Origin of the sequence: Actinoplanes sp. NPDC048796, assembly GCF_040650035.1 — a bacterium.
In the GTDB taxonomy this organism is placed as follows: domain Bacteria; phylum Actinomycetota; class Actinomycetes; order Mycobacteriales; family Micromonosporaceae; genus Actinoplanes.
Map to the genome: position 1 here is coordinate 311,572 of NZ_JBEZGO010000006.1, position 24,413 is coordinate 335,984.

Sequence of the window (24,413 nt, forward strand, 5' to 3'; positions counted from 1 at the left end):
CGAGGGCGGCAGCCGCGGCTGGACGATCTTCTCCCGCGACGGCCGGGTCGTCTGGGACGCCGGCCGGCAACACGCTCGAGCACATCGCCGTCGAGCACGGCCTCTACCCGGACAAGCGCTCGGACGCCAAGGGCATCGAGCCCGAGAACGTGGCCTTCGCGCGCGTCAACGGCACGCCTTACCTGGTCGTCAACGCCGAGCGCGGCAACTTCACCGCCGTCTACGACGTGTCGAACCCGCGCCGGCCGAAGTTCCGGCAGCTCCTGCCGACCTCGAACGGCCCCGAGGGCGTCGTCGTGGTGCCGTCGCGCGGCCTGGTGATCGTCTCCAGCGAAGAGGAGATCCCGGACGCGAACATCCGCGGCTCGCTCACCATCTACGGCGTGGGCCGAGCCGGTTTCCCGTCGATCGTCTCCCGCGACGAGATCCCGTTCGGCACGCTGTCGGCCCTGTCGGCGGTCCCCGGCACCCGCGACAAGCTGGTCTCGGTGACCGACTCGGCCTACACCCCGACCCGGCATCCTCACCGTCTCCGTCTCCCGCGGCCCGGCCGAGATCACCCGCCAGCTCACGGTCACCAGGAACAACAAGCCGATGGGGTACGACGCCGAGGGCATCGCCGCGCGCAAGAACGGCGGCTACTGGCCCGACATCGCCGCCGCCGTCACCACGAACGGTTTCGAAGGCGTGGCCGAGTCGGGCGGCGTGCGGCCCCCAGGCCTCGATCAAGAAGGTCTACGAGTTCGACGTCCCGGCCACCTGGACCGGCGTCCCGGCCGTGCGGAAGAAGCTGGTCAAGGACCTGCTGCCGGCCCTGAAGGCCGGCCACGGCTGGGTGCAGGACAAGGTCGAGGGGCTGGCGATCGCCGGCAACGGCCAGGCGTACGCGGTCACCGACAACGACGCCCTCGACGACGCCACCGGCGAAACCGTCTTCCTGCGCCTGGGCCGCATCTTCTGACTAGGAACCCGGCCTAGTCGCGGGTACAGTGGTCTCGTGCCCAGCGTCGCCATCGGTCGTCACGGGCCTTCGAGTCTTTCGGGCTCGGGGCTTCGTGACGGCCGGTGGCGCCTCGGCCACCGCGACGATGCGGCCCTCGTCCGGGTCGTGCCGGAAACCGGCCGGCAGGATGTATTCGGCCCAGGCGTCCGGCACCACCTCGGCGTTGGTGAACGTGACCTCGCCCTTGGTCACGCAGGAGTGGAACATGACCGAGGCCTGGAAGACCGCGTCCTCAAAGCTGACCTTCCCGTGGAAAGCGGCGTTCTGAAACCAGGCCTTGCCGCCGAACACCGCCTCCCGGAAAAACGCGTTGCCGTCGAAGGTCGCGCCGCCGAACGCGGCGAAATCGGCGAACTCGGTCGAGTTGAAATGCGCCACCCCGGCGAAATGGGTGCCGGTGAACTTCGCCGACTTGACGTTGCCGACGCCCAGGTTGAAGTTGTGGAGCACGGCGCCGCTCAGGTCGAGCTCGATGCCCGGCCAGTACTTCGGGTCCTCGGTGAGCGTCCGGTTCGGGCCCTTCTGCCGCGGCCGCAGGTGGCGGGTGAGGATCTCCTGAGCCGCCAGGCGGACCTGTCGTTCCTCTCGCGGATCCACCGCGCTCGCCGGCTCCGGCATCGGCGCCTCGCTGCCGTCGCACGGCATCCGCAGGTAGGCGCAGACCACCTCCACGACCGTCTGCCGCTGGCTCGGGTTCTCCTGCGCGAGCCGTTCCAGAGCGAACAGGCAGGCGAGCCGTACGGGCGCCTTGTCCGAACCCAGATGTTCGGCGGCCTTCGCGTACAGCTCGGTGACCCGTCGCTCCGCCGCGTCGTACTCGGTGGCCTGCTGGGTCCGCTCCGCGAGCTGATGCCGGCGCAACGCCAGCAGCAGTCCCAGCCCCGCGGCCATGCCGGCGCCCACGGTCAGGCCGGTGCGGAAAGCGGTGACCTTGAGCTGGGCGACCTGCGCCGCGTTGCCCTGCGCGTGGTTGGCGATGTGCAGCAGCCACAGGATCGCCAGTGCCGTGGCCCCGCTGACCAGCAGGGCACCGGCCGGCACGACCCACGTCGGCACGGGCCGCAGCGGCTTGATCGGCTCGGTGGCCGGCGGGGCGATCACCCTTGGGCGGCCCCATTGCCTGACCAGCGTCACGGCGAACAGCGTCAGGGCGCTCGTGATGAGGAGGAGCGGAAGCCAGTGCCGCCCCAGGAAGGCGTCGACCGGCCCCCAGTGCCGCCATGGCCGCAGCAGAACCGCCAGGGCGGCACCCATGAGCGCGGCCGAGCCGAGATAGCCGGCGCGGACGAAATACCTCACCTGTCGATCACACTCCGGCACGGCCTCGTTCGAACTACGGACCGCAGATACTCGTACATCAAGAAAGTGGCGGCACAGAGGCGTCACACGAAAGGGGTACGCTGCCGCTGACCCGTTTTGCACCGCTTTAAGATGGTAACACGAAAGGGACTGTCGCATCGCTGACAGTGGCGCGCGAACGGAACGGTAACGATGCAGAAGCCGGCCGCCGAAATAGACGGGAAGGTGATTTCATCTCGCATTTTCGAACGCGTCGTGGTTCGCGGAGAATTGGCGTGTCAACGCTAAGATCCCGCGCATGTCTTCAACGATCGAAGACCAGTCCGGCCCGAACGACGGGTACGAGTTGGAACTCGCACGATTGCGCGAACGCCTCGAGCGAACGGAGCGTGAGCTCGCCCAGTTGCGGGACCGGCCGGGCCGGCCGCGGCTCGTCTTCCAGTTCACCCACCACCTGCTCCAGGGCGCGCGGGTGGCATTGTGGATCGTCTGCGTGTGGCTGCCGCTCACGGCGCTGCAGCCGATCGCGCACGACCTGGCCGGAAAGGACATCCGGTTCGACGCGCTGAACATCGTGCTGCTCCTGTTGTGCCTCGGCCTGACGACCGGCTGGGCGATCACCGGAAAACAGAGCCGGGAACGAAAGAAGAAAATCCAGGAATTGCGGGTACGACACGACCGACTCGAAGTGAAAATCTTCCAGCAGCGGGCCGACCCAGAAGGTTGAGTGATGACATTGACAACGGCGCTCCTCTTCGCCGTATTCGTCATGACCGCCACCATGCCGACCGTCCTGATGATTCTCTGGATGCACGTCGTACACAGCCGGCACCGCAACGAACTGTGGCGAATCCGCGATTCCCTGGTCGACGACGTCCTGGAGAACAGAATCTCCCGCACGCCCGGCATCGACCTGGCCCTGAAAACCGTGGAAACACACATCAGGGTCGCCGGCCGCCATTCCCTGTCCGACCTGATCCTGGCCATGGCCGTCTACCGGGGCCAGCCCGTCACCCCCATCCAGGAGGAGATCAGACGGGCCGGCGTCCGCGAGGCCGACGCCCCCCGCCTCCAGCAGTACCTGAACTCCCTGTGGGCCACCAGCTCGGCCAACCTGTTCCGCAGCTCGATCCCCGGCCTCCTGGTCCTGCTGGCCGGCCGCCTGATCGACCTGGCCAGCCCCACCCGCCGCACGGCACCGGAGCCCCGCCAGCGAGCCCACCGCCAGTTCCGAGCCCGAGCCGAGCCCATCGAACTGACCGAGATCCCCGACCTGGTCCGAGCCGGCGACCACCTCTGACCCGCACCCGCCCGACCCGATCACGCAGAGGCCGGCGCGGCCGGCACCGAGTTCACCCGTGGCGCCCCACGCGCTCCGGCTGTCCAGGACCGGGCGAGCGCTCTTCCCCAGCAAATGCGGTCGACACGCTGTCCAGCTGCCATGGGTCACGCGCGGATGTCGCCGAGCCGACGCCGATGACGGGCGGGGCTCGATACGTTGCGGGGGCCGGGATCCGTCAGCCCGAGACGAGCGGGGCGTGCCGATGGAGGAACTGTCCGAGCGGGACAAGGTTCAGAAGGATCTGCTCTGGGACTACTACGCCGAGCTGCGGGCCACCGCCCGGCAGATCGAGACGACGCGGTCCAGCGCCACCAACTACGCGATGCTGGTGGCGTCGGCGCTGATCGCGGTCGTGGCCCTCGACAAGGTGGTCGACGCGAACGACCGCGCCCTGTGCCTCGTCCTGGTCGTCGTCAGCCTGTTCGCCACCTTCTACTCGTTCGCCTACGCCGAGCGGTACGTGAAGAACAAGCGGCGCGCCGAATTCGTCATGGCCGAGATCGACCGGCGCTTCTTCGGGGACCAGCCGGAGGCAGCCCGCCTGCGCGGTATCAAACACGAGGCCGACGCCGCCGCCGGTGAGTACGACCAGACCTTCCGCCTGATCAACCGGGTCACCGTCTCGTCGCACCTGTTCTGGATCATCGTGCCGGCGACCATCTTCGTACTCGGATGCCTGCTGCTCCTCCAGACTTTCGTGGGCTAGGACGGTTGCCAGCCGGCGACCTTTGCCAGCCCGACGGCGTACAGCTCCGCCAAGTTCCGGTCCACCTCGGACAGCTTGATCCGGCTCGGGCCGCTCTTTCTCGCCTTCGCGCCGCTGCTCGGGATGATTCTGCTCGCCGCCGACGCGGAGCCTGCCGCCCATGAGTGGCTTCCGGTCCTGCTCGGCGGTCCGGTCAGTCGGAGTTAGGCCAGATGAGGATGCCGGGGCCGTCGGGGGTCTCGACCGGGATCCAGGCCTCGTCGACGTCGGCGAGGCGGGACTCGTCGAGGGTCAGGGGCTTCGGCTCCTCGCTGCGGCCGTCGTCGGAGGCCCAGTAGGAGACCTCGCCGATGACGCGGCGCAGGTGGTCCAGTTCCTCGTCGGGCCAGCGGTAGTTCCACGTGCCGACGCTGTCGAGGTGGACCTCGAAGATCTCGCGGAGCTCGTCGAGGGCGCTGAACGCCGCCAAGGGGACGAGGAAGCCCTCCTGGCGGCCCTGGCGGCAGGCCGTGCCGCCGTACTGGTGGTGGTAGACGACTCCGGTCGGGGCGGCGACCAGGACACACAGGCCGGCCAGGCCGTCCGGGTCGAGGGAGACGTGCCGGGTGCCGGTCACCGGCGGGGAAAGAGGTCGCGTATCACCCGAGGATTCTCTTGCTTGATCGCCGAGTAGCGCCACCCCACCAGGGAAGAATCGGGGGATGCAGACATTCCTGCCGTACCCGGACTTCATCGCGTCGGCCGAGGCGCTCGATCGGAAGCGGCTCGGCAAGCAGCGCGTGGAGACCATCCAGGTTCTGCGGGGGCTGACGGTCGAGGGGTACGGCTGGCGCCACCACCCGGCGGTGAAGATGTGGCAGGGGTACGCCGAAGGGCTGGTCCGGTACGGCCTCGACATGTGCGCCGTCTGGACCGCCTCCGGTCGCTCCGACACCTGCGCGGCGACCCTGGTGGCCGACCTCGGCTTGGGCCGTCCCATCCGTACCCAATCGGAATTGGCGTCGGTGAAGGAACTTCCCCCGTGGCTCGGGGACGAGGCTGTGCACCGCAGCCACCGCTCGGCGCTGCTGCGCAAGGATCCGGACTTCTACCGTCCGCTGTTCGGCCCGGACCTTCCCGACGATCTCCCGTACGTGTGGCCGGCCACCGCCGGGTAGGTTGAACCACCAAGATCGAAAGGAAGTGGCGTGACCGAGCGGGAGATCCTGACCTGGGACGACTTCGGGCGGGCGGGGCGCGTCCTGGCCCAGCAGATCGCCGATGACGGCTGGCGTCCCGGCCTCATCCTGGCCGTGGCCCGCGGTGGCCTCTTCGCGGCCGGCTCGATCAGCTACGCGCTCGACGTGAAGAACCTGCACGTGGTCAACGTCGAGTTCTACACGGGCGTCGACGAGCGCCTGGACACCCCGGTCATGCTGGGCCCGGAGCCGAGCGTCACCGACCTGACCGGCGCGAACGTGCTGATCGTGGACGACGTCGCCGACACCGGCGAGACCATCAAACTGGTCCGCGACTTCTGCTCGGCCCACGCGGCCGAGGTCCGCACCGCCGTCATCTACGAAAAACCACACACCATCGTCAATTGCGAGTACGTGTGGAAGCGCACCGACAAGTGGATCAACTTCCCCTGGTCGAGCCTCACCTGAGGCGAACCGATTTGCCAGGGCGGGCAGAATCGTACGGGTGGAGATCGCGGTTCTCGGGCCGTTGGAGCTGCGCGCCGACGGTGGCGGAAGCGTGCCGGTGGCGGGCGCGCGACTGCGTACCCTCCTGCTGCTCCTCGCCCTCGACGCCGGTCGGGTGGTTCCGGCCGACCGGCTGATCGACGGCGTCTGGGCCGATGATCCGCCGGCCGCGGCCGGGAACGCGCTTCAGGCGCTCGTGTCGCGGCTGCGCAGAGCGGGCCTGACCGTCGAGGCCGCGCCCGGCGGATACCGGCTGGTCATCGACGCCGACCGGGTCGACGCTCACCTGTTCACCCGGCTCGCGCCGGTCGATCCCGCGGCCGCGCTGCGGCTGTGGCGGGGCGAGCTCGACTTCCCCGACGTGGCGCGGGCCGAGGCCGTACGGCTGGAGCAGTTGCGGGACACCGCGCGACGGGAACGGCTCGCCGCCGAGATCGGCATCCGCGACACCGTACCCGAACTGGAAGGTCTTCTCGCCGCTCATCCGCTCGACGAGCGGCTGGCGGCCCTGCTCATGCGGGCGTTGCGGGCCGGCGGCAATCCGGCGCGCGCCCTGGAGGTCTACGAGACGATCCGGCGTGCGCTGGCCGACACGCTCGGCGCCGATCCTTCGGCCGAGCTCACGGCACTCCACCTCGATCTGCTGCGCGAGGAGCCCACCCGGGCGCGGGGCAACCTGCCGGCCGAGGTGAGCAGCTTCGTCGGCCGGGAGCAGGAGATCACGTACCTGCTGACGGAAATTCGGGCGCATCGCCTGGTCACTCTTCTCGGGCCGGGCGGCAGCGGGAAGACCCGCCTGTCGATCGAGGTCGGCTCGAAGGTGCCGGGCGAGGTGTGGCGGGTGGAGCTGGCCCCGGTCACCGACCCGGCCGAGGTGCCGCAGGCCGTGCTGAACACGCTGGTGCCGCGCGGTCACCCCGTTCTCGACGTGCCGGGCCGGGTGCCGCTCGGCGAGACGCTCGACCGGCTGATCAGCGCGGTCGCCGGCCGCGACATGCTGATCATCCTGGACAACTGCGAACACCTGATCACCGCGGCCGCCCAGGTGGCCGACGCGCTGCTTCGCGCGGCGCCGGGCGTCCGCCTGCTCACCACGAGCCGTGAGCCGCTGGGCATTCCGGGCGAACGGCTCCGCCCGGTCGAGCCGCTGGCTCTCCCGCCGGTGGGTGCGGCCGCGTCGATTGCTTCCGCTTTCCCGGCCGTACGTCTTCTGCTCGACCGCGCCGCGGGCTTCGCCCTCACCGAGGAGAACGTCGAAGCGGTGGTACGGATCTGCCGCGCGCTCGACGGCATGCCGCTCGCCATCGAACTGGCCGCGGCCCGCCTGCGTACGCTCCCGGTCTCGGTCCTGGCCGACCGCCTGGCCGACCGTTTCCGCCTGCTCACCGGCGGCAGCGTCGTCCTGCCCCGGCACCAGACGTTGCGGGCGGTGGTCGACTGGAGCTGGGACCTGATCGACGAGCCGTCGCGACAACTGTGGCGCCGGTTCGCGCTGTTCTCCGGCGGCGCCGACGCGGAGGCGGCCGAACGGGTCTGCGGCACCGGCCTGGACGTGCTGGGCGGCCTGGTCGACAAGTCGCTGCTGGTGCTCGGCCCGGACGGCCGCTACCGGATGCTGGAGACGATCCGCGAGTACGGCCGGGAACAGCTGGCCCTGGCCGGCGAGACCGAGTCCCAGCGGCTCGCCCTGGCCGCCTGGCTGATCGAGCTGACCGCCGAGGCCGACCCGCAACTGCGCGCCGCCGACCAGCTGCTGTGGCTGCGCCGCCTGGCCGCCGAACACGACAACCTGCACGCGGCCGTACGGGCGGCGATCGAGGCCGGCGACACGGTGACAGCGGCCGCGCTGGTCGCCCGCCTGGGCTGGTACTGGTGGCTGAGCGGCCACCGCTCGGAGGGCGCGGTGCTGGCGGCCGACGTGTCCGCGATGCCGCCCGGCGAGGCGGACACCGACGACCTGGCGCTGGTGCACACGTACGCGGCGATCAACGGCCTGGAGGGCGCGCTGCCGCTCGAACAGGTCGAGCAGGAGTTCCGCGCGGCCCGCGACACCGGCGCTGACAGCCGCGCCCGGCACCCGGCCCTCCGCATGATCGCCCCGCTCTCGGCCATGTTCGACGACCGCAACGACCCGGAGCTCGGTTTCCGCATGACGGAGCCGCTGTTCGACGACCCCGACCCGTGGCTGCGCGCGGTGGCCAAAATGATGGTGTCCCAGCTGCGCCTCAACTTCGGCCAGAGCCCCGAGGTGGCCGAACGCGAGATGCGCGAGGCCCTGGCCGGCTTCCGCGCGATCGGCGAACGCTGGGGCATCGGCTTCACCCTGAGCTCCCTGGGCGACATGGCGGCGTCCAGGGGCGACTTCGCCCAGGCGGTGACCTGGCAGCGCGAGGCGATAGCCCTGGTCCGCGAGGTGGGCGTACGCGAGGACCTGCCCCAGATGGAGGTGAAACTGGCCCACCAGCTGTGGCTGGCCGGCGAGGCGGTGGAAGCCCGCACGGTCCTGAAAAAGGCGAAGGCGGCGGCGGAGGAAATCAACCTCCCCGAGGTGAACGCCTCGGTGGCGTACGGAAGCGCGACATTCGCCCGCATGGAGGGCGACCTACCGGAGGCCCGCCGAAGCATGGAGGCGGCCGTACGCATGATGCGCCACCCAGCCGCAGTACCCCAGTTCCGAGCGATAACGATGAGCACCCAGGGCTTGGTGGACGCCGCCTCCGGCGACCTGTCAGCCGCCCGAACCTGCCACGTGGAGGCGATGGAGGCGGCCGCCCACTCCCGAGACTCCCCGGTGATAGCGGTGGTCCTGGTAGGAATAGCCGACTTGGTCCTCCGAGAGGGCAACCCGGAAAAGGCGGCCTTCCTCCTGGGCGCCGCCGACGCCGTACGAGGCTCGAAGGACAGAGCAGTCCCCGACGTCGACCGGATAACCGCCGAGGCGCGGGCAGCTTTGGGAGACAAGGCCTTCAACGAGGCCTACGCCCGAGCCTCCGGCATCACGGCAGCAACGGCTGCCGACGCGGCCGGCTTGGACGACGTGCCCTCCGAACGTAGGATCTGACAGCCGAATCCAGATACACCGGCCCCATCGCCAACCGCGCGACGGGTGCGGGAAACGTGTCGGACCTGATTAGTTGACTCACGCGGGCCTTCGTGACGTCCAGAATCTCGGCTATCTCACTGGTCCCGACCAAGGAGGGGCCGACCTCGTTGCCGGAGGGGTAGGTGCGGATCGCGTAGGGCTCGAGGACGAGTCCGGCCGAGAGCATGAGCCGCGTGAACCTCTCCAGCGCCAGTCTGGTGGCCTCCGCCGCACCAGAAGCGGCGGTCTCGAAGGTGATCGCGATGTCGCCGCCATCAGAGAACTCGATCGACGTCTTGTCACAAACTTCACCCGACAGCTTCTGGCGCACAACGTCGTACATGCTCGGCCGCCGCAAATTAAGAACCGTGACCCACACAATCCTATCCCTCGAGGAGATCAGCAAAAGTCCACATTGCACAACATTCCGCGGAGGGCTGCCTAGAGCCGGGAGGTGCCCCGAGGGTCAACGACCCGATCTGATGGTCCTGCGCTATCTTGCCGTCGTCCGGATCGCTGGAATCCATGGTGTTCCTCCCAAAGATCGTCGCCCTCGCCTCAGCCTTGTTGAGGTCTGGGCAAGAATGCACATCGCCGACGCCTCGCGATCGGACTTTGTGTGCGACTTTGGATATTTTTCGACGCTCACATGGAGCGGTCCTGGTGTCCTATTACTTCAGGCCTCTTAACGACGTTAAGCCGGTCGCCGCCGCCGGTACCAATTCCATTGATGTCGATCGTTTCAGTGCCGTACGGATGATAGGTGGGCGACGCCTGAGACATGTCTGTCGCGGCTGCGCCGGTTCTTGGCCCGGTGGATCGCCGCGCTGGCCGACTTGCCCCGCTCGGGCCGGCCGGGCGTGACCGGACCGCGCCGCTGCTGCCGACGCGGTTCGACGTTGCGGAACGGCGCACGCACGGCCATCCACCGGGGTAGCTTCACCAGCGTGCCGGATCTGATCGGCGCGATCCGCGCGTTCATCGACGGCTACAACGAACGCTGCCGGCCGTTCCGCTGGACCAGGACCGCCGGCCAGATCCTCGCCAAGGCCGTCCACCGTCAGCCACTCGAAGGGTGATGAAGGCCTGCTAGCCGATCAGACAGCCTTCCAGGCGAAGAACGATTGTCTCGAGGGCCGCCTCGAGCCGGCCGGTGCCGGGGTTCACGAGCTGCCGCCGCCACTGCTTCGCCAAGTCCTCGACAGTGGCAGCGCGCCTCGGCGGTGTTCGAGGTCGCACGCGAAACGGCGGCCACGTCGGCGGGGAGCCGAGGTGACCGCCGTTTCGGGCGTCGGGTGGATCAGACGTTGTAGTACATCTCGAACTCGTGGGGGGTCGGGCGGAGGCGGACCGGGTCGATCTCGTTGGCGCGCTTCCAGTCGATCCAGGTGCTGATCAGGTCGTCGGTGAAGACGCCGCCGGCGGTCAGGAACTCGTGGTCGTTCTCGAGGCTGTTCAGGACCGCGTCGAGGGAGCCGGGGACCTGCTTGACGGTGCCCCACTCCTCCGGCGGGAGGTCGTAGAGGTCCTTGTCGATCGGGGCCGGGGGCTCGATCTTGTTCTTGATGCCGTCGAGGCCGGCCATCATCTGGGCCGAGAAGCTCAGGTACGGGTTGCCCGACGGGTCCGGGACGCGGAACTCGACGCGCTTGGCCTTCGGGTTGCTGCCCGTCACCGGGATGCGGGTGCAGGCCGAGCGGTTGCGCTGCGAGTAGACCAGGTTGACCGGGGCCTCGTAGCCGGGGACCAGGCGACGGTACGAGTTGACCGTCGGGTTGGTGAACGCCAGCAGGCTGGGCGCGTGCGCCAGCAGGCCGCCGATGTACCAGCGGGCCGTGTCGGACAGGCCGGCGTAGCCGGTCTCGTCGTAGAACAGCGGCTCGCCGTTCAGCCACAGGCTCTGGTGGGTGTGCATGCCCGAACCGTTGTCGCCGAACAGGGGCTTCGGCATGAACGTGGCCGTCTTGCCGTGCTCCCAGGCGGTGTTCTTGATGATGTACTTGAACATCTGCATCTGGTCGCCGGCGTGCAGCAGGGTCGAGAACTTGTAGTTGATCTCGGCCTGGCCGGCGGTGCCGACCTCGTGGTGCGAGCGCTCGACGGTGAAGCCGACGTCGATGAGGCGGCGGACCATGGAGTCGCGCAGGTCGGAGTAGTGGTCGACCGGCGCGACGGGGAAGTAACCACCCTTGTAGGCGGTCTTGTAGCCCCGGTTGCCGCCCTCTTCGACGCGACCCGAGTTCCAGGCGCCCTCGATCGAGTCGATGTAGTAGAAGGACTGGTGGGCGCTCGTCTCGTGGCGGATCGAGTCGAAGATGTAGAACTCGGCCTCGGCGCCGAAGTACGCGGTGTCGGCGATGCCGCTGGAGGCCAGGTACGTCTCGGCCTTCTTCGCCACGTTGCGCGGGTCACGCGAGTAGGCCTCGCGGGTGAACGGGTCGTGGATGAAGAAGTTCAGCGCCAGCGTCTTCTGGATGCGGAACGGGTCGATGAAGGCCGTGGTGACGTCCGGCAGCAGCATCATGTCGGACTCGTGGATGGCCTGGAACCCGCGGATCGAGGATCCGTCGAAGGCGAGGCCGTCGGTCACCACGCTGTCGTCGAACGACTCGACCGGCATGTTGAAGTGCTGCATCACGCCGGGCAGGTCACAGAACCGCACGTCGACGAATTTGACGTCCTCGTCCTTGAGGTATCGCAGGAGTTCCTCGGGATTGGCGAACAACACGTCCTCCTGGCGCGAAAAATCGAGACCGGGGCGGCGTGGTTCCGCCGCGTGGCTAGGCTGGCAGCGACGCTATGGGGTGGGAGTTGCCCCGGCGTATCCCAAATGTTTCTGCCGTGTTACGAACACCGTGAGTGAATCTATCGCGTGGTGGCCGGGGCGTGTGCCGGGTCACCGAAACCGCCCCGCGTACCCTTTCCCCCATGGCGGACGCGATCGACCTCAGACAGGTGGAGCTCGCGGGCTTCGGCCGCCGGCTGGTCGCCCTGGCGATCGACTGGGGGCTGGCCACCCTGGTCGCCACGTTCTTCGTCGACGACCTGCGGACGAACCCGTGGGCCCAGCTCGGCGTCTTCGTCGTGGTGCACGCCCTCTTCGTCGGCCTGTTCGGACAGACGCTCGGCATGATGCTGGCCCGGGTCCGGATCGTCTCGGTCGTCGACGGCGGCGCCATCGGCATCGTCCGGGCCCTGATCCGGGCCGTTCTCCTCGCGCTGGTCATCCCCGCCTTGATCAACGACGGTGACGGCCGCGGCCTGCACGACCGCGCCGCCAAGTCCGTCGTCACAAAAACGACAAAAGACGCTTAGGCTGCGGTACGTACGGAGCGGGGCGCCCCAACCGCAAGGGCCGCCCGCAGCCGGGGTTCGGCCGAGGACGGTGCGCCCAGGGCGTCCATCGCCAGCAACGCCGCCCCGGTGATCGGTGGCACGTCAGGTACCGAGATCTCCACGTGCGGGGCCTGTCGTCGTGCGCCGGCCACCACCTCGTCGTGCAGCAGCGGGTGCCGCGCGCGCAGCACGGACCCGCCCAGGACCAGCGCGTGCGGTCGCCACAGCAGGTCCAGCCGCCCGGCGGCCACCCGATGCTGGGCCAGGATCTCGGTCGCCTGCCGGCTGACCAGCCCGGCCGCCACCACGTCGCCGGCCGCCGCCACCTCGAACAGCAGCTCGCTCAGCGACGGGATCTCGTCGCGGGAGATCTCGCCCAGGTGCAGCGCGATGGACACCGCCTCGACCGTGGGCCGCCCGAAGTGCGCGGCGACGGCCCTGCTCAGCGCGGTTGGCCGCCCTCGCCCGTCCTCGCCCCGGGCCGCCAGCCGCAGCGCCTGATCGGCCAGGTCGTGGCCGCCACCCCAGTCACCGGAGATCGGGCCCAGGGCGACGAACCGGGACGTACGGCCGTCGGCCGCCCGCCCCACGCAGTTGGTTCCGGCGCCGCAGACCACGGTGACCGCGTCCGGCATCGAGGTGCCCGAGCGCAGCAGCGCGAAGCAGTCGTTGTCGACCAGCGCCCGCCGGGCCCACCCCCTGGCCGTGATCGCCGAGTGCAGCCGGCTCACCTCGATCGGCAGGTCGGCCCCGGCCATGTACGCCGCGACCACGTCGACCGCCGTCCCGTCCGGCACCACCGAGCGGACGAGATCGTCCAGGACGGCGATCGCCCCGTCCAGCCCGACGTTGTGCGGCGAGGACGTGCCGCCGCGGACGTGGCCCAGCACCTCGCCGGAGGCCGTGCCGAGCACCACGTCCGTCTTGGAGTTGCCGCCGTCGATGGCCAGGTAGAGCCCGCTCATCGAGCCCACGCGAGGTGGTCGCGCCCGCTGGCGATCAGCCGGTCGGCCAGGGCGGAGGCCGGCGTGTGCTGCCCGACCAGCGGGTGGGCGAGCAGTGCCCGGTACACCCGTTCCCGGCCGCCCCGTAGTGCCGCGTCGAGCGCCAGTTCCTCGTACCCCCAAACGTGCGTGACCAGGCCGCTCAGATCGGGCGGCAGGGGGTTGACCGGCAGCACCGAGGGGCCGTCGGCGCCGGCCCGGGCCGAGACCTCGATGACCGCGTCGTCCGGCAGGAACGGCAGCGTGCCCTTGTTGCGCACATTGACCGAGTGGACCGCGTTGTCGTCATAGCCGTGCAGTGAAGCGATCAACCCGACCGCCGCCTCCGAGTAGTACGCGCCGCCGCGCTGGCCGAGCAGCGCCGGTTTCTCGACGAGGCCGACGTCGCGGTACATCTCGAGCAGCGTCGCCTCCATCTCGGCGACCTGTTGGCCCCGCGTCGGAGCTCCGAGCGATTCCCGTACGTGACGGTCGTGCTCGTAGAAATAGGAGAGGTAGTACGACGGGACGTTGCCCAGGGTCGTCAGCAGAGGCTCGGGCAGATGGACCTGAGCCGCCAATTCCGGCAAATGGGCTTCGAGAAGATCGGGCAGACGATCGACGCCGTCCACATAGGCCGCGCGTTCCCAGGTCAGGTGGTTGAGACCGACGTGTTCGAGGGTGACCTGCGACGGCTCGACGCCGAGGAATCCGGCGAATCGCCGCTGGAAGCCGATGGCGACGTTGCAGAGCCCGACGGCGCGGTGGCCCTCGTCGAGCAGCGCGCGGGTGACGATGCCGACCGGGTTGGTGAAGTCGATGATCCACGCGCCCGGCCGGGCCCGGCGCCGGATCACCGAGGCCACGTCGAGCACGATCGGCACGGTCCGCAGCGCCTTGGCCAGCCCGCCGGCGCCGGTCGTCTCCTGGCCGACGCAGCCGCAGTCGAGCGGGAACGTCTCGTCCTGAATGCGCGCGTTCTGGCCGCCGACGCGGAGCTGGATCAGCACGACATCGGCGTCGGTCACTCCCGCGTCCAGATCGGAGGTCCACCAGATCTTCGCCGGGTGCCCGTGATGCGAGAGTATGCGAGCGGCGAACGCCCCCACGATCTCCAGCCTCTCGGCCGCCGGATCGATCAGGACCAGCTCGGTGACCATCGGCCCGAGACGGGCGAAACCATCGACCAATTCCGGTGTGTACGTCGACCCGCCGCCGACGACAGCGATTTTCATCCTTTGAAGCCCGTCAAGGTAATGCCCTGCACGAACGCGCGCTGAGCGAAGAAGAAGATGACGATGAGCGGGGCCATGGCCAGCACGGTGGCCGCCGTGACCAGATTCCAGTCGACGTGATGGACGCTGTGGAACGACGCCAGCCCGAGCGACAACGTCCACGACTTCTCGTTCTCACTGGTGTAGAGCAGCGGGCCGTAATAGTCGTTCCAGCAGTAGAAGAACTGGAACAGCCCGGCCGCCGCGATACCCGGGCGGGCCATCGGCAGCACCACCCGCAGCAGCGTGCGCCATTCACCGCAGCCGTCGACCCGGGCCGCGTCCAGATATTCGGTGGGAATCGTGAGCAGGAACTGCCGCAGCAGGAAGATGCAGAACGCGTCGCCGAACAGCGCCGGGATGATGAGCGGCCACAGCGAGCCGGTGAGGCCGTACCGGGCCCACATCAGATAGAGCGGCACCGTCACGACCTGCGGCGGCAGCATCATCACGCAGATCACGAGCAGGAACAGCGCGTTGCTGCCGCGGAACCTCAGTTTCGCCAGCGCGTACGCGGCGGGAACGCTCGACAGCAGCACCAGGACCGTCGACGTCACCGCGTAGATGACGGTGTTGAGCAGATAGCGGGGGAGAGGCGTCACCTCAAAGACCCGGATGTAGTTCTCCGGGTGCCACGAGTTGGGCCAGTAGTCGGCGGTCAGAGCCTGGTCGCTGGTCATCAGCGAGAGCAGCACGAGGTAGACGACCGGGGTCAGGAACATGATGCCGAGCACGATCGCGATGCTGTGCCGGGCGATCCAGGCCAGCCGCCGCTGGCGTTTGACGGAAGCGGCCGGCTCGACGCGCACGGGCCTTTCCAGGACGGCGGTCATGATTCCTCCCCGGAGAAGGCCTTGGCCCGGCGTAGCAGGATGAGAGTGACGGCCAGCGCCACCACGAAAAGGCCGATGGCGAGCGCGTTCGCGTATCCGAGGGCGCTGTAGCGGAAGCCCACGGTGTAAAGCCACAGCGGATAGGTGAACGTCGAACCCTCGGGAAAGCCGAAGTTGCTCGAGATCCCGCCGCCGACCGTGGCCTGCCCGCTGGCGATCGAGCCGGCCACCGCCGCCTGGTCGAAGTACTGCAACGTGTAGATCACGCCGGTGACCGCGGCGAACAGGACCACCGGGCGAATCGTCGGCAGTGTGATCGCCCGGAAGCGCTGCCAGGCGTTGGCGCCGTCCAGCGACGCCGCCTCGTACAGGCTGGCCGGCACGCCGAGCACGGCGGCCAGGAAGATCACCATGAGGTCGCCGATCGCCCACAGGCCGAGCAGGACCAGCGACGGCTTGGCCCACGCCGGCGAGTTGAACCAGAGCGGGCCCTCGATGCCGATCGTGGACAGGAAATGGTTGACCGGGCCGGTGCCCGGCTTGAGCAGGTAGACGAAGGCGATGGTGGCGGCCACCGGCGGCACCAGGGCGGGCAGGTAGAACAGCGTCCGGAAGAAGCCGGCGCCCCGCTTGAGCTGGGTCAGCAGCATCGACAGGCCGATCGCCCCGATGATCCGCACCGGGACGAAGACGACCACCATCCACAGGGTGTTGCGGATCGACTGGAGCAGGAACGGGTCGTCCGCCATCCGGCGGTAGTTGTCCAGGCCGACCCATTCCGGCACCGACAGCAGGTCGAACTTCGTGAAGGAGAAGTAGACCGCCGAACCCAGGGGATAGAGGAAGAAGACGGCGATGCCGATCAGCGCCGGCGCCAGGAAGGAGAAGGTCGTCAGGCTTCTCCGCACTTTGGCCGACATCGGCTATCCGCCCAGCGTCATGACGCTGTTGATCTGCTTGTCGGCGTCGGCCAGGCCGGCGTCGAGGTCCTTGACCTTGCCCGACTGGTAGCTGTTGAGGAACTGGCCGAAGGTCTCCTGATAGGCCGGTCCGGAGGCGGACGGCGGCGTGGTCGACGAGTTCGGGTTGCTGAAGATGTCGATGAACGTCTTGAAATTGGCGTCCGACTGCAGTCCCGGATCGGCGATGGCGGCGGTCGTGGTCGGGATGTTCTTCAGCAGCCCGGCCAGTTTGATGACGGCCTGGTCGTCGGTGGTCAGATATTTGATGAGCTCCCACGCGGCCTCGGGGTTCTTGGCGTTCTTGCTGATGCCGAGAATGTTGCCGGTGACGTAACCGCCGCCGTATTTGGCGGGATCGGCGGCCGGGATGGGCGCGACGCCGTACTTCAGATTCGGTGCCTGGTCCTTGACGAAGGCGAGGCGGTACTCGGCGTCGATGTTGATCGCGACCTGGCCCTTCTGGAAGGCGTTGTCGGCGCTGTACTCGTCGCCCAGGCCGGCCCGGAACTTCGTGAGTTTGTCGTACCCGTACCAATCAACCAGGCTCTTCTGCCAGGTGAGCAGCGTCTTCCACGCGGGGTCGGTGCCGACCGCGGACTTGCCGTCGTCGGTCAGCCATTTGGCGCCCACGGCCGGAGCGAGATGCGCGGCCGCGTTCTCGTAGAAGTCGTACAGCGGCAGGAACCCGACCGTCTTCAGTGACCCGTCGGGATTCTTGACGGTCAATTTCTTGGCGTACGCCGTGAGTTCGTCGAGGGTCTTCGGGGGCCCGTCGAGTCCCGCCTTGGCGAACAGGTCCTTGTTGTAGAACATGCCGTACGCGTCGGCCAGGAACGGCATGGCGCAGCGCTTGCCCTGGAATTCGGTGTACGAGCGGGTGGTCGCGTTCAGCTTCGCCAGGTCCACTTTGTCGCGGTCGATGTACTGCTTGAGATCGATCCAGGCGCCGGAGGAGCAGAACTTGCCGACGATGTCGGTGGAGTAGGACAGGCCGACGTCCGGTCCGTTGCCGGCGCCGATGGCCTGGGTGACCTTGGAGTCGTCCTGGCCCGGTTTGACCGTCACCTTGATCTTCGGGTGGCTGTTCTCGAAGTCCTTGACCACCTGGGCGATCGCGTCGGCCTCGCGCTCGGTGAAGAAGTGCCAGAGCTCGACGGTGCCGGAGACCTCCGTACCGGGATCGGCGATCTTGTTTTCATTCGGGGCCGGAGTGCAGCCGGCTGCCACGATAACCGCTGTTGTCAGGGCAAAAAGGGCATGGGGGATCCGTTTGTTCACAGTGGCCTTCCGATTCATGAGGGGGTCAGCTGTTGCGGATGTCGGCTAGAAGGGCGTTGTGGACCGCGGTGAGGCCGGCGTCCAGCGCGCCGAGCAGCACCGCGTCGTCGTCGATGGCGGTCACGGCGATCTCGCTCTCCAGCGGGGCGGCGCGGCGCAGGGCCGCCCGCACCGCGGAGAGGAGCGTGCCGCCGCCGGCCTGAGCGATCGGGCCGGCCAGCACTACCAGGTGAGGGTCGAGCACGGCGATCACCGCGGCCACGCCGACCGCGATCCGGTCGGCGATCTCGGTGAGCAGGTCGCCGCCGGCGTCGCGGACGACGTCGGCGGGGGTCCGGTTCCCGTTCGTGTTCTCGTCGCCGGCGAGTTCGAGCAGGGCGGGGCCGGCGATCAGGTCGTGCAGGTCCCGGCGGTCGCCGTTCGTGTGCAGCGGCATGTAGCCGATCTCGCCCGCGCCGCCCCGGGCGCCGCGCATCAGCGTTCCGGCCAGGTCGATGGCCAGGCCCAGGCCGTCCTCGCCCAGCCAGAGCAGGGCGAAGCCCTCGGCGTCGCGGCCGACGCCGCGCCGGCGTTCGGCGATCGCGGCCAGGTTGACGTCGTTGTCGACGCCGATCTCGGTCTTGAGGGCGGCGGCGAGCTCCGGCACCAGACCCGTACGGCCGAGCCCGGGAACGTCGACGTGGCGGATCGTCTCGGTCCGCGGGTCGTAGGAGCCGGGCACGCCGAACTGCACGTGCCGGACGCGGTCGGCCGGGACGCCGGCCTCGTCGCGGAGGTTCTCGAGGACGCCGGTCAGGGCGGTCAGCGGGTCCTCGGCCGCGAAGTCGACGGCGGACTCGGCGCGCCCGCGCACCCGGCCGGTGAGGTCGCACAGGGCGGCCACGACCGACGGGGCGCCGCCGGGGCCGACGTCGCGCACGGAGACCGCGGCCGCGTACGCCGCCTCGGGGTTGACGTTGTAGATCTCGGCCGACGGGCCCGGGCGGCCGCTGTCGTGCCCGGCCACGACGACCAGGCCGGCCTCGGTGAGCCGGCGCAGCACCTCGGAGATCGTGGGGGTGGACAGCGCCGTCAGCCTGCGCAGGTCGGCCCGGGTGAGCATGCCGGGGTCCAGCAGGTGGGCCAGTGCCGCGCTCGCGTTCATCGTGCGCAGCAGCCTCGACGAGCCGGCCGGACGGGTCACGCTTCGTCGCCCCCTTGATTGGCAAACTCTTTAACAGTTGGCCGGGACGTTAGGAGGCGTATCGACATATGTCAAGGGCCGGCACCGCGTGTGCGGTACCGGCCCTTGACTACCTGCGTCTTCAGCGGGGGCGCTGCTGCCTGAACGCGCCCTTGCTCGGGCGCATGTTCTTCGGGATGGCGCCCTTCGGCATCTGCGGGCGGGCCATCAGAGCGCCGAGGCGCTTGTCGAGCGAGTTGACGTCCTTGCCGGTCAGATTTCGCGGCATACGCATCAGCGTGGTCCGCAGCTTCTTGATCGGCAGCTCGCCCTCACCGTTGCCGATGATGTAGTCGTACAGCGGCGCGTTGCCGATGACCTTGGACAGGCGCTTCTTCTCCTGGCCGAGCAGGCCGCGCACGCGCTGCGGCTGGCCCTCGGCCAGCAGGATCACGCCGGGCTTGCCGATCACGATGTGCACCATGTCGAACTGCGTCGTCGACGACGCCGCGGGCCGGACCCGCCAGTCGCCGCGCATGTTCTCGACCAGGGAGGCGGCGGCGCCGGGCTGGCCCTCGGCCGCGTTCATCATCGCCGCGTTCGACCGCAGGTTGAGCACGATCACGGCGGCCAGCAGGGTGACCAGAACACCGATCGGGATGTAGATCCAGCCGGCGCCCAGGAGCACGACAAGCACGGTGAGCGCGATCGGGATGGCCACGGCCGCGATGAGCAGCGGCGTGAACCACTTGTCCTGCTTCGCGGTGAACGAGAACACCTGCCCGATCTGCTTCAGGCGCGTGCCGAACGACACCTTCTCCTGGGGTTTTGCCATAACCCGGAAGTGTAGTGGTGTGCGTACGCCTTACGTGGGGTGGGCGGTCTTACGTCTCCCGCGGCCGCTGCGACGGGTGTAGGTAAGGCTCCCTCCCCATGCCCGCGGGGTGCCTTCGCGCGAAGTGTTCTCGGTGTCAACCGCTTCGTTCGTTGGAGGGCACCGATGTTCCCGTACGCCGATCCGCACATCCAGCTCGACATGCACCACCAGCGCGTCGCGTCACTGATCGACCAGGCCTCGGCCCGGCGCCGGGTGCGGACCGCCCGGCCCCGCCGGCGGTGGCGGCGGGCGGCGGCTCCTTGATGTCGCACCCCCGTGGGATGCTCGACCTCGTGACGGCTTACAGCGAGGTGCTGGTCGGGCGCGAGCCCGACCTCGCCGCGCTGCGCGACGCCCTGAAAAGCACCCGCTCCGCCGAGCCGTCGACAGTACTGGTCGGCGGCGAGGCCGGGGTGGGCAAGACCCGCCTGGTCGAGGAGTTCCGCCGGGGCCTGGCCGGCGAGACGGTCCGGGTGCTCACCGGGCAGTGCCTCGAGCTGGGTGAGGAGGGCCTGCCCTTCGCGCCCTTCGCCGGCGCCGTCCGCGATCTGGTGCGCGCCGAGGGCACCGGCGTGCTCGACGGTCACCAGCGCGAACTGGCCCAGCTGCTGCCCGAGCTCGGCCCGCCGGCCGAGCAGCGGGGCATCCTCTTCGAGGCCGTCGCCGCCCTGCTCGGCCGGCTCAGCGCCGAGCAGCCGCTGGTGCTGGTCCTGGAAGACCTGCACTGGGCCGACCGGTCCACCCGCGACCTCATCGGCTTCCTGGTCCGCTCGGCCCGGCTGCCCCGGCTGCTGCTGATCGCCACCTACCGTACGGACGAATTGCACCGCGGCCATCCGCTGCGCCCGTTCCTGGCCGAGCTCGACCGGGTCCGCGGCGTGCGGCGCCACGAACTCGACCGGCTCGACCGCGACGGCACGGCCGAGATGCTCACCCACCTGCTCGGCGCCGAACCCGACCCGGTCGTCGTCGACACGGTCAACGAGCGCGCCCAGGGCATCCCGTTCTTCATCGAGCAGTTCGCGGCCACGGCCGACCCGGCCTGCGGCGACCTGCCCGGCAGCCTGCGCGACCTGCTGCTGTCCCGCGTCGACCAGCTGCCCGAGCCGGCCCAGCGGGTGCTGCGGATGGCCGCCGTGGGCGGCACCAGATTCGGCCACGAACTGCTTTCCCGGGTCGCCGGCATGGACGAGGCCGACCTCGAGTCGTCGCTGCGCGCCGTGGTCGCGGCCCAGCTCGTGGTGGTCCTCGACGACCACGCCGACGGCGGCTACGAGTTCCGCCACGCCCTCGTGCGCGAGGCCGTCCACGACGACCTGCTCCCCGGCGAACACGCCCGGCTGCACGCCCGCTACGCCCGGGCCGTCGAGGCCGAACCCCACCTGGTCGGCATCGGCCGGGCCGCGGCCGAGATCGCCCACCACTGGCACGCGGCCCGCGACCACCCCCGCGCCCTGGTCACGGCCAAGGTCGCGGCCGACGAGGCCGGCCGCCGCTTCGCCTGGGGCGAGCAGGTTCGCCTGCTCGACCGGGTGCTCGAACTGTGGGAGGACGTGCCCGACGCCGCCACCCAGCTCGGCCTCGACCACCTCGACCTGCTGGAGGAGGCGGCGCTGGCCGCCATCGAGTCCGGCGACCACATGCGCGCCTTCAGCCTGACCCGGGCCGCCCTGGGCGACCTCGACGCCGAGGCGGAGCCGCTGCGCGCCGGCCGCCTGCTGGTCCGCCGGGCCAAACTGCTGCGCTCGGCCGGCAAGGCCGACGGCCGCGCCGAGTGCGACGAGGCGTTCCGCCTGCTGCGCGGCGCCCCGCACAGCACCGACCGGGTCCGCCTGCTGGCCGACCTCACCCACATCCTGGCCGGCATCGACCCCGACCGGGCGGTCGAGGTGGCCGAAGTGGCCAAGGCCGACGCCACCGAGATGGGCGACGTGGACGCGCTGGTGATGGCCGAGATGGCGTACGGCCTGGCCTGCGCCGGTCGCATCCCGCCGGCCGAGGCCCTGCCCGTCATCCGCACCGCGATCGCCCGCGCCCGCGAGGCCGGCGACCTGTCCAGCCTCACCCGCGGCCTGGTCAACCTCTCCGACCAGCTGTACGAGACGGGCGACTACGAGGCGTCGGCGACGGCCGCGGCGGCCGGCCTCCCCGACGCCCGCCGGGTGGGCGTGAGCCGCACGGTCGGCGCCTTCCTGCTGGCCAACCACGCCGAGGCGCTGATCGCCCTGGGCCGCTGGGACGAGGCCGACGCCCGCCTGGCCGAGGCGGCCCGCCTGGACCCGCCGAACACCCTGGCCCTGCACTGGCTGCGCCTGCGCGCCCGCCTCCGCCTGGCCCGCGGCCGCGACGACGCCGAGGCCCTGGTCACCCGCGCGCTGAGCTTCCTGTCCCGCCCGTTCCTGGCCACCGAGGTCCGCCTGGCCGTCCACGAGCTGCGCCTGCTGTCGGCCCTGTCCACCCACGAGCCGGCGGCCGCCGCCGACCTGGCCCGAGCCTCCCTGCCCGAGACGGCGACGGGCAGCCTCCCGCGCTACACCTGGCCCATCCTGGCCGCCGCGGCCCGGGCGGCCCACACCGCCGCCGACAGAGCCTTGGCCGAGGAGATAGCCACCCGGGCGGCGGCGCTGCCCCGCCGCTTCCCCGCCGAACACGCCTACGCCGCCCAGGTGGAAGCCCTCCTCCACGGCGACGAGCCGTCCTGGCGCGCGGCCGTGGCCGCCTGGCGCACCGACGGCCACCCCTACGAGCTGGCCGAGGCCCTGCTCTCCCTGGCCGAAACCCTGGCCGCCGACCGCACGAGCGCCCGCCCACCAGCCCTCATCCCCTCCCCACGCGCAGCCGCCCCCGTCTCAGCGCCGCCTTCCGTGGCGCCCTCTTCGGTGGTGCTGCCTTCCGTGGCGCCCTCTTCTGCGGTGCTGCCTTCCGTGGCGCCGCCTTCCGCGGCGCCGCCTTCCGCATCGCCTCCTTCTGCGGTGCCGCCTTCCGCATCGCCTCCTTCCGCGGTGCCCCCTTCCGCATCGCCGCCTTCCGCATCGCCGCCTTCCGCATCGCCCCCCTCCGCAGCACCCCCTTCCGCTGCGCCCGCTTTTGCGGTGCCCGGCGCCCCGGCGGTTTCTTCGGCGACGTCGCTCGATCCGGTGCCCTCTCCGGCGCCGACCCTCGACTCGGGGGGTTCTTCGGCCGCGCCTCTTGATGCGCTGAGTTCTTCGGCGGCGCCCTTCGGCGGCTTGGCTCCTTCGGCGGCGCCCGTTGATGTGGTGGGTTCTTCGGGGACGGGTGTGGTGAGTTCTTCGGGGATGTCTCTCGGCGCGAGGGCGTCGTCTGCGGTGCCGCTTGGCTCGGGGGCTTCGTCCGTTGTTGCTCCCCGGCGGGTAACCTCTCGGATTGACCTTCCCGGGCCGGCGGAAGTGATCGCTGAGGCTGCTGCGATTGCCGGCGCGCTGGGGGCCGTCCCGTTGGTCGAGGCGGCCGAGACGTTGGCCCGCCGCCTGGGGATTCGCGCCGGCACCGCGCCGGCGACCGCCGGGACCGAAATTCTGACGGCCCGGGAGCGGGAGGTTCTGCGTCTGGTGGCCGAGGGTCACAGCAACAGCCGGATCGCCGCCGACCTCTACATCTCGCCCAAGACGGCGAGCGTCCACGTCTCCCGCATCATCGCCAAGCTCGAGGTGGCCAACCGCGTCGAGGCCGCCGCCGTCGCCCACCGCCTGGGCCTGCTGGCCGATTGACCATCCGCCCAACCCGACGCCGCCGCCGCTTGAGCCGCCGACGCTGACGCCTGAGCCGCCGACACCGACCGATGCCGATGCCGATGCTGACGCCCGAGCCGCCGACGCCGACGCCGACGCCGCCGACGCCGATGCCGCCGCCGACGCCGATGCCGCCGCCGACGCCGATGCCGCCGCCGACGCCGATGCCGCCGCCGACGCCGATGCCGCCGCTGACGCCTGAGCCGCCGCCGACACCGACACCGACCGATGCCGATGCCGATGGCGCCGACACCGATGCCGACGCCTGAGCCGCCGACGCCGAGACCGATGCGGACGCCGACCCTGGAACCGAGACGCCGGAGCCGGGACCGGCGCCGGCTTTGAGGGCTGCGCCAGCTGGCCTTGAGTGGGCTCTTTGCCGTGGGGGTTAGCGGAAGACCTTCAGGCCGATGATGCCGGCGATCACCAGCAACAGGGAGAGCACGCGGGGGAGGCTGGCGCTCTCGCCCAGGGCGACAATTCCGACCACGGCCGTGAGGACGGCGCCGATGCCTACCCAGACGGCGTAACCGGTGCCGACCGGGATGGTGCGCAGGGCGTAGCCGAGGCCGGCCATGCTCAGGAGCAGGCCTGCGCCGAAGACGATGCTGGGGATGGGGCGGGTGAAGCCGGCGCTGCGGTCCAGGGCGATCGCCCAGACGGATTCGAGCATGCCGGAGACGACGAGAACGAGCCAGGCCATGGCTGACACACCTTCTTCGGTGGTCGTCTTGTCAGGCCGGGTACGACACACACTCGTCCGGGATGTCCGCTAATGCGGCATCACCTCCAGCATGCCAACAGCGCGTCCTCATGGCAACTGTCGGTAGTCCACGTCACCA

At 69.9% G+C, this 24,413-nt stretch carries 24 protein-coding genes, 1 pseudogene and 1 riboswitch; of the genes and pseudogenes, 12 read left to right on the forward strand and 13 right to left on the reverse strand.

The features are described from left to right. Window positions 1–220: 220 nt before the first annotated feature. The gene (locus AB0C26_RS25960; RefSeq protein ID WP_360253188.1) at window positions 221–358 is read right to left on the reverse strand and encodes a hypothetical protein; all 138 of its coding nucleotides are present in this window, start codon (window positions 356–358) and stop codon (window positions 221–223) included. A 366-nt stretch (window positions 359–724) separates the two neighbouring features. Between AB0C26_RS25960 and AB0C26_RS25965 the strand changes: the two genes are divergently transcribed. Beyond that, window positions 725–961 (forward strand): esterase-like activity of phytase family protein, encoded by a 237-nt coding sequence (locus AB0C26_RS25965; RefSeq protein WP_360253148.1) that lies wholly within the window; start codon window positions 725–727, stop codon window positions 959–961. Here the strand turns inward: AB0C26_RS25965 and AB0C26_RS25970 are convergent, their stop codons facing one another. Beyond that, window positions 962–2,302, reverse strand: coding sequence for a pentapeptide repeat-containing protein (locus AB0C26_RS25970; RefSeq protein ID WP_360252519.1), 1,341 nt, complete (start codon window positions 2,300–2,302; stop codon window positions 962–964). Between the two features lie 298 nt (window positions 2,303–2,600). Here AB0C26_RS25970 and AB0C26_RS25975 point away from each other — a divergent pair, with 298 nt between their 5' ends. The 3 genes from AB0C26_RS25975 (at window position 2,601) to AB0C26_RS25985 (ending at window position 4,350) form a co-directional block, all read left to right on the forward strand. After that, the gene (locus AB0C26_RS25975; RefSeq protein WP_360252522.1) at window positions 2,601–3,029 is read left to right on the forward strand and encodes a hypothetical protein; all 429 of its coding nucleotides are present in this window, start codon (window positions 2,601–2,603) and stop codon (window positions 3,027–3,029) included. 3 nt (window positions 3,030–3,032) lie between these two features. Continuing rightward, complete coding sequence (locus tag AB0C26_RS25980; RefSeq protein WP_360252525.1) at window positions 3,033–3,602, forward strand: hypothetical protein; 570 nt, start codon at window positions 3,033–3,035, stop codon at window positions 3,600–3,602. Window positions 3,603–3,840: 238 nt separating this feature from the next. Continuing rightward, a complete protein-coding gene (locus AB0C26_RS25985; protein ID WP_360252528.1) occupies window positions 3,841–4,350 on the forward strand; it encodes a hypothetical protein in 510 nt (169 codons plus the stop codon). Between the two features lie 193 nt (window positions 4,351–4,543). Here AB0C26_RS25985 and AB0C26_RS25990 read toward each other — a convergent pair whose 3' ends face one another. Further along, window positions 4,544–4,966 (reverse strand): DUF6210 family protein, encoded by a 423-nt coding sequence (locus AB0C26_RS25990; protein WP_360252531.1) that lies wholly within the window; start codon window positions 4,964–4,966, stop codon window positions 4,544–4,546. An 85-nt stretch (window positions 4,967–5,051) separates the two neighbouring features. On the opposite strand from AB0C26_RS25990, the gene AB0C26_RS25995 reads away from it, so the two are divergent. The 3 genes from AB0C26_RS25995 to AB0C26_RS26005 are packed head-to-tail and all read left to right on the forward strand — an operon-like array spanning window position 5,052 to window position 9,096. Next, the gene (locus AB0C26_RS25995; RefSeq protein WP_360252534.1) at window positions 5,052–5,507 is read left to right on the forward strand and encodes an MSMEG_6728 family protein; all 456 of its coding nucleotides are present in this window, start codon (window positions 5,052–5,054) and stop codon (window positions 5,505–5,507) included. A 30-nt stretch (window positions 5,508–5,537) separates the two neighbouring features. After that, entirely contained in the window at window positions 5,538–5,996 is a 459-nt protein-coding gene (locus tag AB0C26_RS26000; RefSeq protein ID WP_360252537.1) for a phosphoribosyltransferase, read from the forward strand. Window positions 5,997–6,033: 37 nt separating this feature from the next. Beyond that, on the forward strand, window positions 6,034–9,096 hold the full coding sequence (locus AB0C26_RS26005; RefSeq protein WP_360252540.1) for a BTAD domain-containing putative transcriptional regulator: 3,063 nt from the start codon (window positions 6,034–6,036) through the stop codon (window positions 9,094–9,096). Here the strand turns inward: AB0C26_RS26005 and AB0C26_RS26010 are convergent. After that, window positions 9,032–9,460 carry a hypothetical protein gene (locus AB0C26_RS26010; RefSeq protein ID WP_360252543.1) on the reverse strand — a complete coding sequence of 143 codons (429 nt, stop codon included), beginning with the start codon at window positions 9,458–9,460 and terminating at the stop codon, window positions 9,032–9,034. The two genes, AB0C26_RS26005 and AB0C26_RS26010, sit on opposite strands and share 65 nt — an antisense overlap. Window positions 9,461–10,031: 571 nt before the next feature. Here AB0C26_RS26010 and AB0C26_RS26015 point away from each other — a divergent pair. Beyond that, a pseudogene (locus AB0C26_RS26015) lies at window positions 10,032–10,196 on the forward strand (IS630 family transposase); the annotation flags it as partial. A 221-nt stretch (window positions 10,197–10,417) separates the two neighbouring features. Here the strand turns inward: AB0C26_RS26015 and glnA are convergent. Continuing rightward, window positions 10,418–11,842 carry a type I glutamate--ammonia ligase gene (gene glnA, locus AB0C26_RS26020; RefSeq protein WP_360252546.1) on the reverse strand — a complete coding sequence of 475 codons (1,425 nt, stop codon included), beginning with the start codon at window positions 11,840–11,842 and terminating at the stop codon, window positions 10,418–10,420. A gap of 203 nt (window positions 11,843–12,045) precedes the next feature. On the opposite strand from glnA, the gene AB0C26_RS26025 reads away from it, so the two are divergent. Beyond that, on the forward strand, window positions 12,046–12,432 hold the full coding sequence (locus AB0C26_RS26025) for an RDD family protein (RefSeq protein WP_360252549.1): 387 nt from the start codon (window positions 12,046–12,048) through the stop codon (window positions 12,430–12,432). Here AB0C26_RS26025 and AB0C26_RS26030 read toward each other — a convergent pair. The 7 genes from AB0C26_RS26030 to AB0C26_RS26060 all read right to left on the reverse strand — a co-directional run bounded on the left by AB0C26_RS26030 (window position 12,429) and on the right by AB0C26_RS26060 (window position 19,780). Further along, window positions 12,429–13,418: a BadF/BadG/BcrA/BcrD ATPase family protein gene (locus AB0C26_RS26030; protein ID WP_360252552.1), complete on the reverse strand. Its 990-nt coding sequence runs from the start codon at window positions 13,416–13,418 to the stop codon at window positions 12,429–12,431. The two genes, AB0C26_RS26025 and AB0C26_RS26030, sit on opposite strands and share 4 nt — an antisense overlap. Next, window positions 13,415–14,671, reverse strand: coding sequence for a 6-phospho-beta-glucosidase (locus AB0C26_RS26035; RefSeq protein WP_360252555.1), 1,257 nt, complete (start codon window positions 14,669–14,671; stop codon window positions 13,415–13,417). The genes AB0C26_RS26030 and AB0C26_RS26035 overlap by 4 nt, the downstream gene beginning before the upstream one ends. After that, window positions 14,668–15,543 (reverse strand): carbohydrate ABC transporter permease, encoded by an 876-nt coding sequence (locus tag AB0C26_RS26040; RefSeq protein WP_360252558.1) that lies wholly within the window; start codon window positions 15,541–15,543, stop codon window positions 14,668–14,670. The genes AB0C26_RS26035 and AB0C26_RS26040 overlap by 4 nt, the downstream gene beginning before the upstream one ends. Further along, entirely contained in the window at window positions 15,540–16,463 is a 924-nt protein-coding gene (locus AB0C26_RS26045) for a sugar ABC transporter permease (RefSeq protein WP_360252561.1), read from the reverse strand. Before AB0C26_RS26045 ends, AB0C26_RS26040 begins: the two co-directional genes overlap by 4 nt. 3 nt (window positions 16,464–16,466) lie before the next feature. Continuing rightward, a complete protein-coding gene (locus tag AB0C26_RS26050; RefSeq protein ID WP_360252564.1) occupies window positions 16,467–17,732 on the reverse strand; it encodes an ABC transporter substrate-binding protein in 1,266 nt (421 codons plus the stop codon). 76 nt (window positions 17,733–17,808) lie between these two features. Then, entirely contained in the window at window positions 17,809–18,966 is a 1,158-nt protein-coding gene (locus tag AB0C26_RS26055) for an ROK family transcriptional regulator (protein WP_360252567.1), read from the reverse strand. Window positions 18,967–19,087: 121 nt separating this feature from the next. Next, on the reverse strand, window positions 19,088–19,780 hold the full coding sequence (locus tag AB0C26_RS26060; protein WP_360252570.1) for a DUF4191 domain-containing protein: 693 nt from the start codon (window positions 19,778–19,780) through the stop codon (window positions 19,088–19,090). Window positions 19,781–19,945: 165 nt separating this feature from the next. On the opposite strand from AB0C26_RS26060, the gene AB0C26_RS26065 reads away from it, so the two are divergent. The 3 genes from AB0C26_RS26065 to AB0C26_RS26075 all read left to right on the forward strand — a co-directional run bounded on the left by AB0C26_RS26065 (window position 19,946) and on the right by AB0C26_RS26075 (window position 23,840). Beyond that, window positions 19,946–20,086: a hypothetical protein gene (locus tag AB0C26_RS26065; protein WP_360252573.1), complete on the forward strand. Its 141-nt coding sequence runs from the start codon at window positions 19,946–19,948 to the stop codon at window positions 20,084–20,086. 17 nt (window positions 20,087–20,103) lie between these two features. Beyond that, window positions 20,104–23,550, forward strand: a complete 3,447-nt coding sequence (locus AB0C26_RS26070; RefSeq protein ID WP_360252576.1) for an AAA family ATPase — start codon at window positions 20,104–20,106, stop codon at window positions 23,548–23,550. A gap of 83 nt (window positions 23,551–23,633) precedes the next feature. Beyond that, window positions 23,634–23,840, forward strand: coding sequence for a hypothetical protein (locus tag AB0C26_RS26075; RefSeq protein WP_360252579.1), 207 nt, complete (start codon window positions 23,634–23,636; stop codon window positions 23,838–23,840). Window positions 23,841–23,959: 119 nt separating this feature from the next. Here the strand turns inward: AB0C26_RS26075 and AB0C26_RS26080 are convergent, their stop codons facing one another. Continuing rightward, a complete protein-coding gene (locus AB0C26_RS26080; RefSeq protein WP_360252582.1) occupies window positions 23,960–24,274 on the reverse strand; it encodes an SMR family transporter in 315 nt (104 codons plus the stop codon). Window positions 24,275–24,291: 17 nt separating this feature from the next. Beyond that, a riboswitch (guanidine-III (ykkC-III) riboswitch) is annotated at window positions 24,292–24,358 on the reverse strand. Between the last annotated feature and the right edge of the window lie 55 nt (window positions 24,359–24,413).

Coding starts and splice junctions, on each gene's coding strand:
- AB0C26_RS26030 (WP_360252552.1), bottom strand. CDS start 13,418: ATGAGCGGGCTCTACCTGGCCATCGACGGCGGCAACTCCAAGACGGAC.
- AB0C26_RS26040 (WP_360252558.1), bottom strand. CDS start 15,543: ATGACCGCCGTCCTGGAAAGGCCCGTGCGCGTCGAGCCGGCCGCTTCC.
- AB0C26_RS26065 (WP_360252573.1), top strand. CDS start 19,946: ATGTTCCCGTACGCCGATCCGCACATCCAGCTCGACATGCACCACCAG.
- AB0C26_RS26075 (WP_360252579.1), top strand. CDS start 23,634: ATGCTGACGCCCGAGCCGCCGACGCCGACGCCGACGCCGCCGACGCCG.
- AB0C26_RS25960 (WP_360253188.1), bottom strand. CDS start 358: ATGTTCGCGTCCGGGATCTCCTCTTCGCTGGAGACGATCACCAGGCCG.
- AB0C26_RS26060 (WP_360252570.1), bottom strand. CDS start 19,780: ATGGCAAAACCCCAGGAGAAGGTGTCGTTCGGCACGCGCCTGAAGCAG.
- AB0C26_RS25995 (WP_360252534.1), top strand. CDS start 5,052: ATGCAGACATTCCTGCCGTACCCGGACTTCATCGCGTCGGCCGAGGCG.
- AB0C26_RS26080 (WP_360252582.1), bottom strand. CDS start 24,274: ATGGCCTGGCTCGTTCTCGTCGTCTCCGGCATGCTCGAATCCGTCTGG.
- AB0C26_RS26035 (WP_360252555.1), bottom strand. CDS start 14,671: ATGAAAATCGCTGTCGTCGGCGGCGGGTCGACGTACACACCGGAATTG.
- AB0C26_RS26010 (WP_360252543.1), bottom strand. CDS start 9,460: ATGTACGACGTTGTGCGCCAGAAGCTGTCGGGTGAAGTTTGTGACAAG.
- AB0C26_RS26025 (WP_360252549.1), top strand. CDS start 12,046: ATGGCGGACGCGATCGACCTCAGACAGGTGGAGCTCGCGGGCTTCGGC.
- AB0C26_RS25980 (WP_360252525.1), top strand. CDS start 3,033: ATGACATTGACAACGGCGCTCCTCTTCGCCGTATTCGTCATGACCGCC.
- AB0C26_RS25975 (WP_360252522.1), top strand. CDS start 2,601: ATGTCTTCAACGATCGAAGACCAGTCCGGCCCGAACGACGGGTACGAG.
- AB0C26_RS26045 (WP_360252561.1), bottom strand. CDS start 16,463: ATGTCGGCCAAAGTGCGGAGAAGCCTGACGACCTTCTCCTTCCTGGCG.
- AB0C26_RS26070 (WP_360252576.1), top strand. CDS start 20,104: ATGCTCGACCTCGTGACGGCTTACAGCGAGGTGCTGGTCGGGCGCGAG.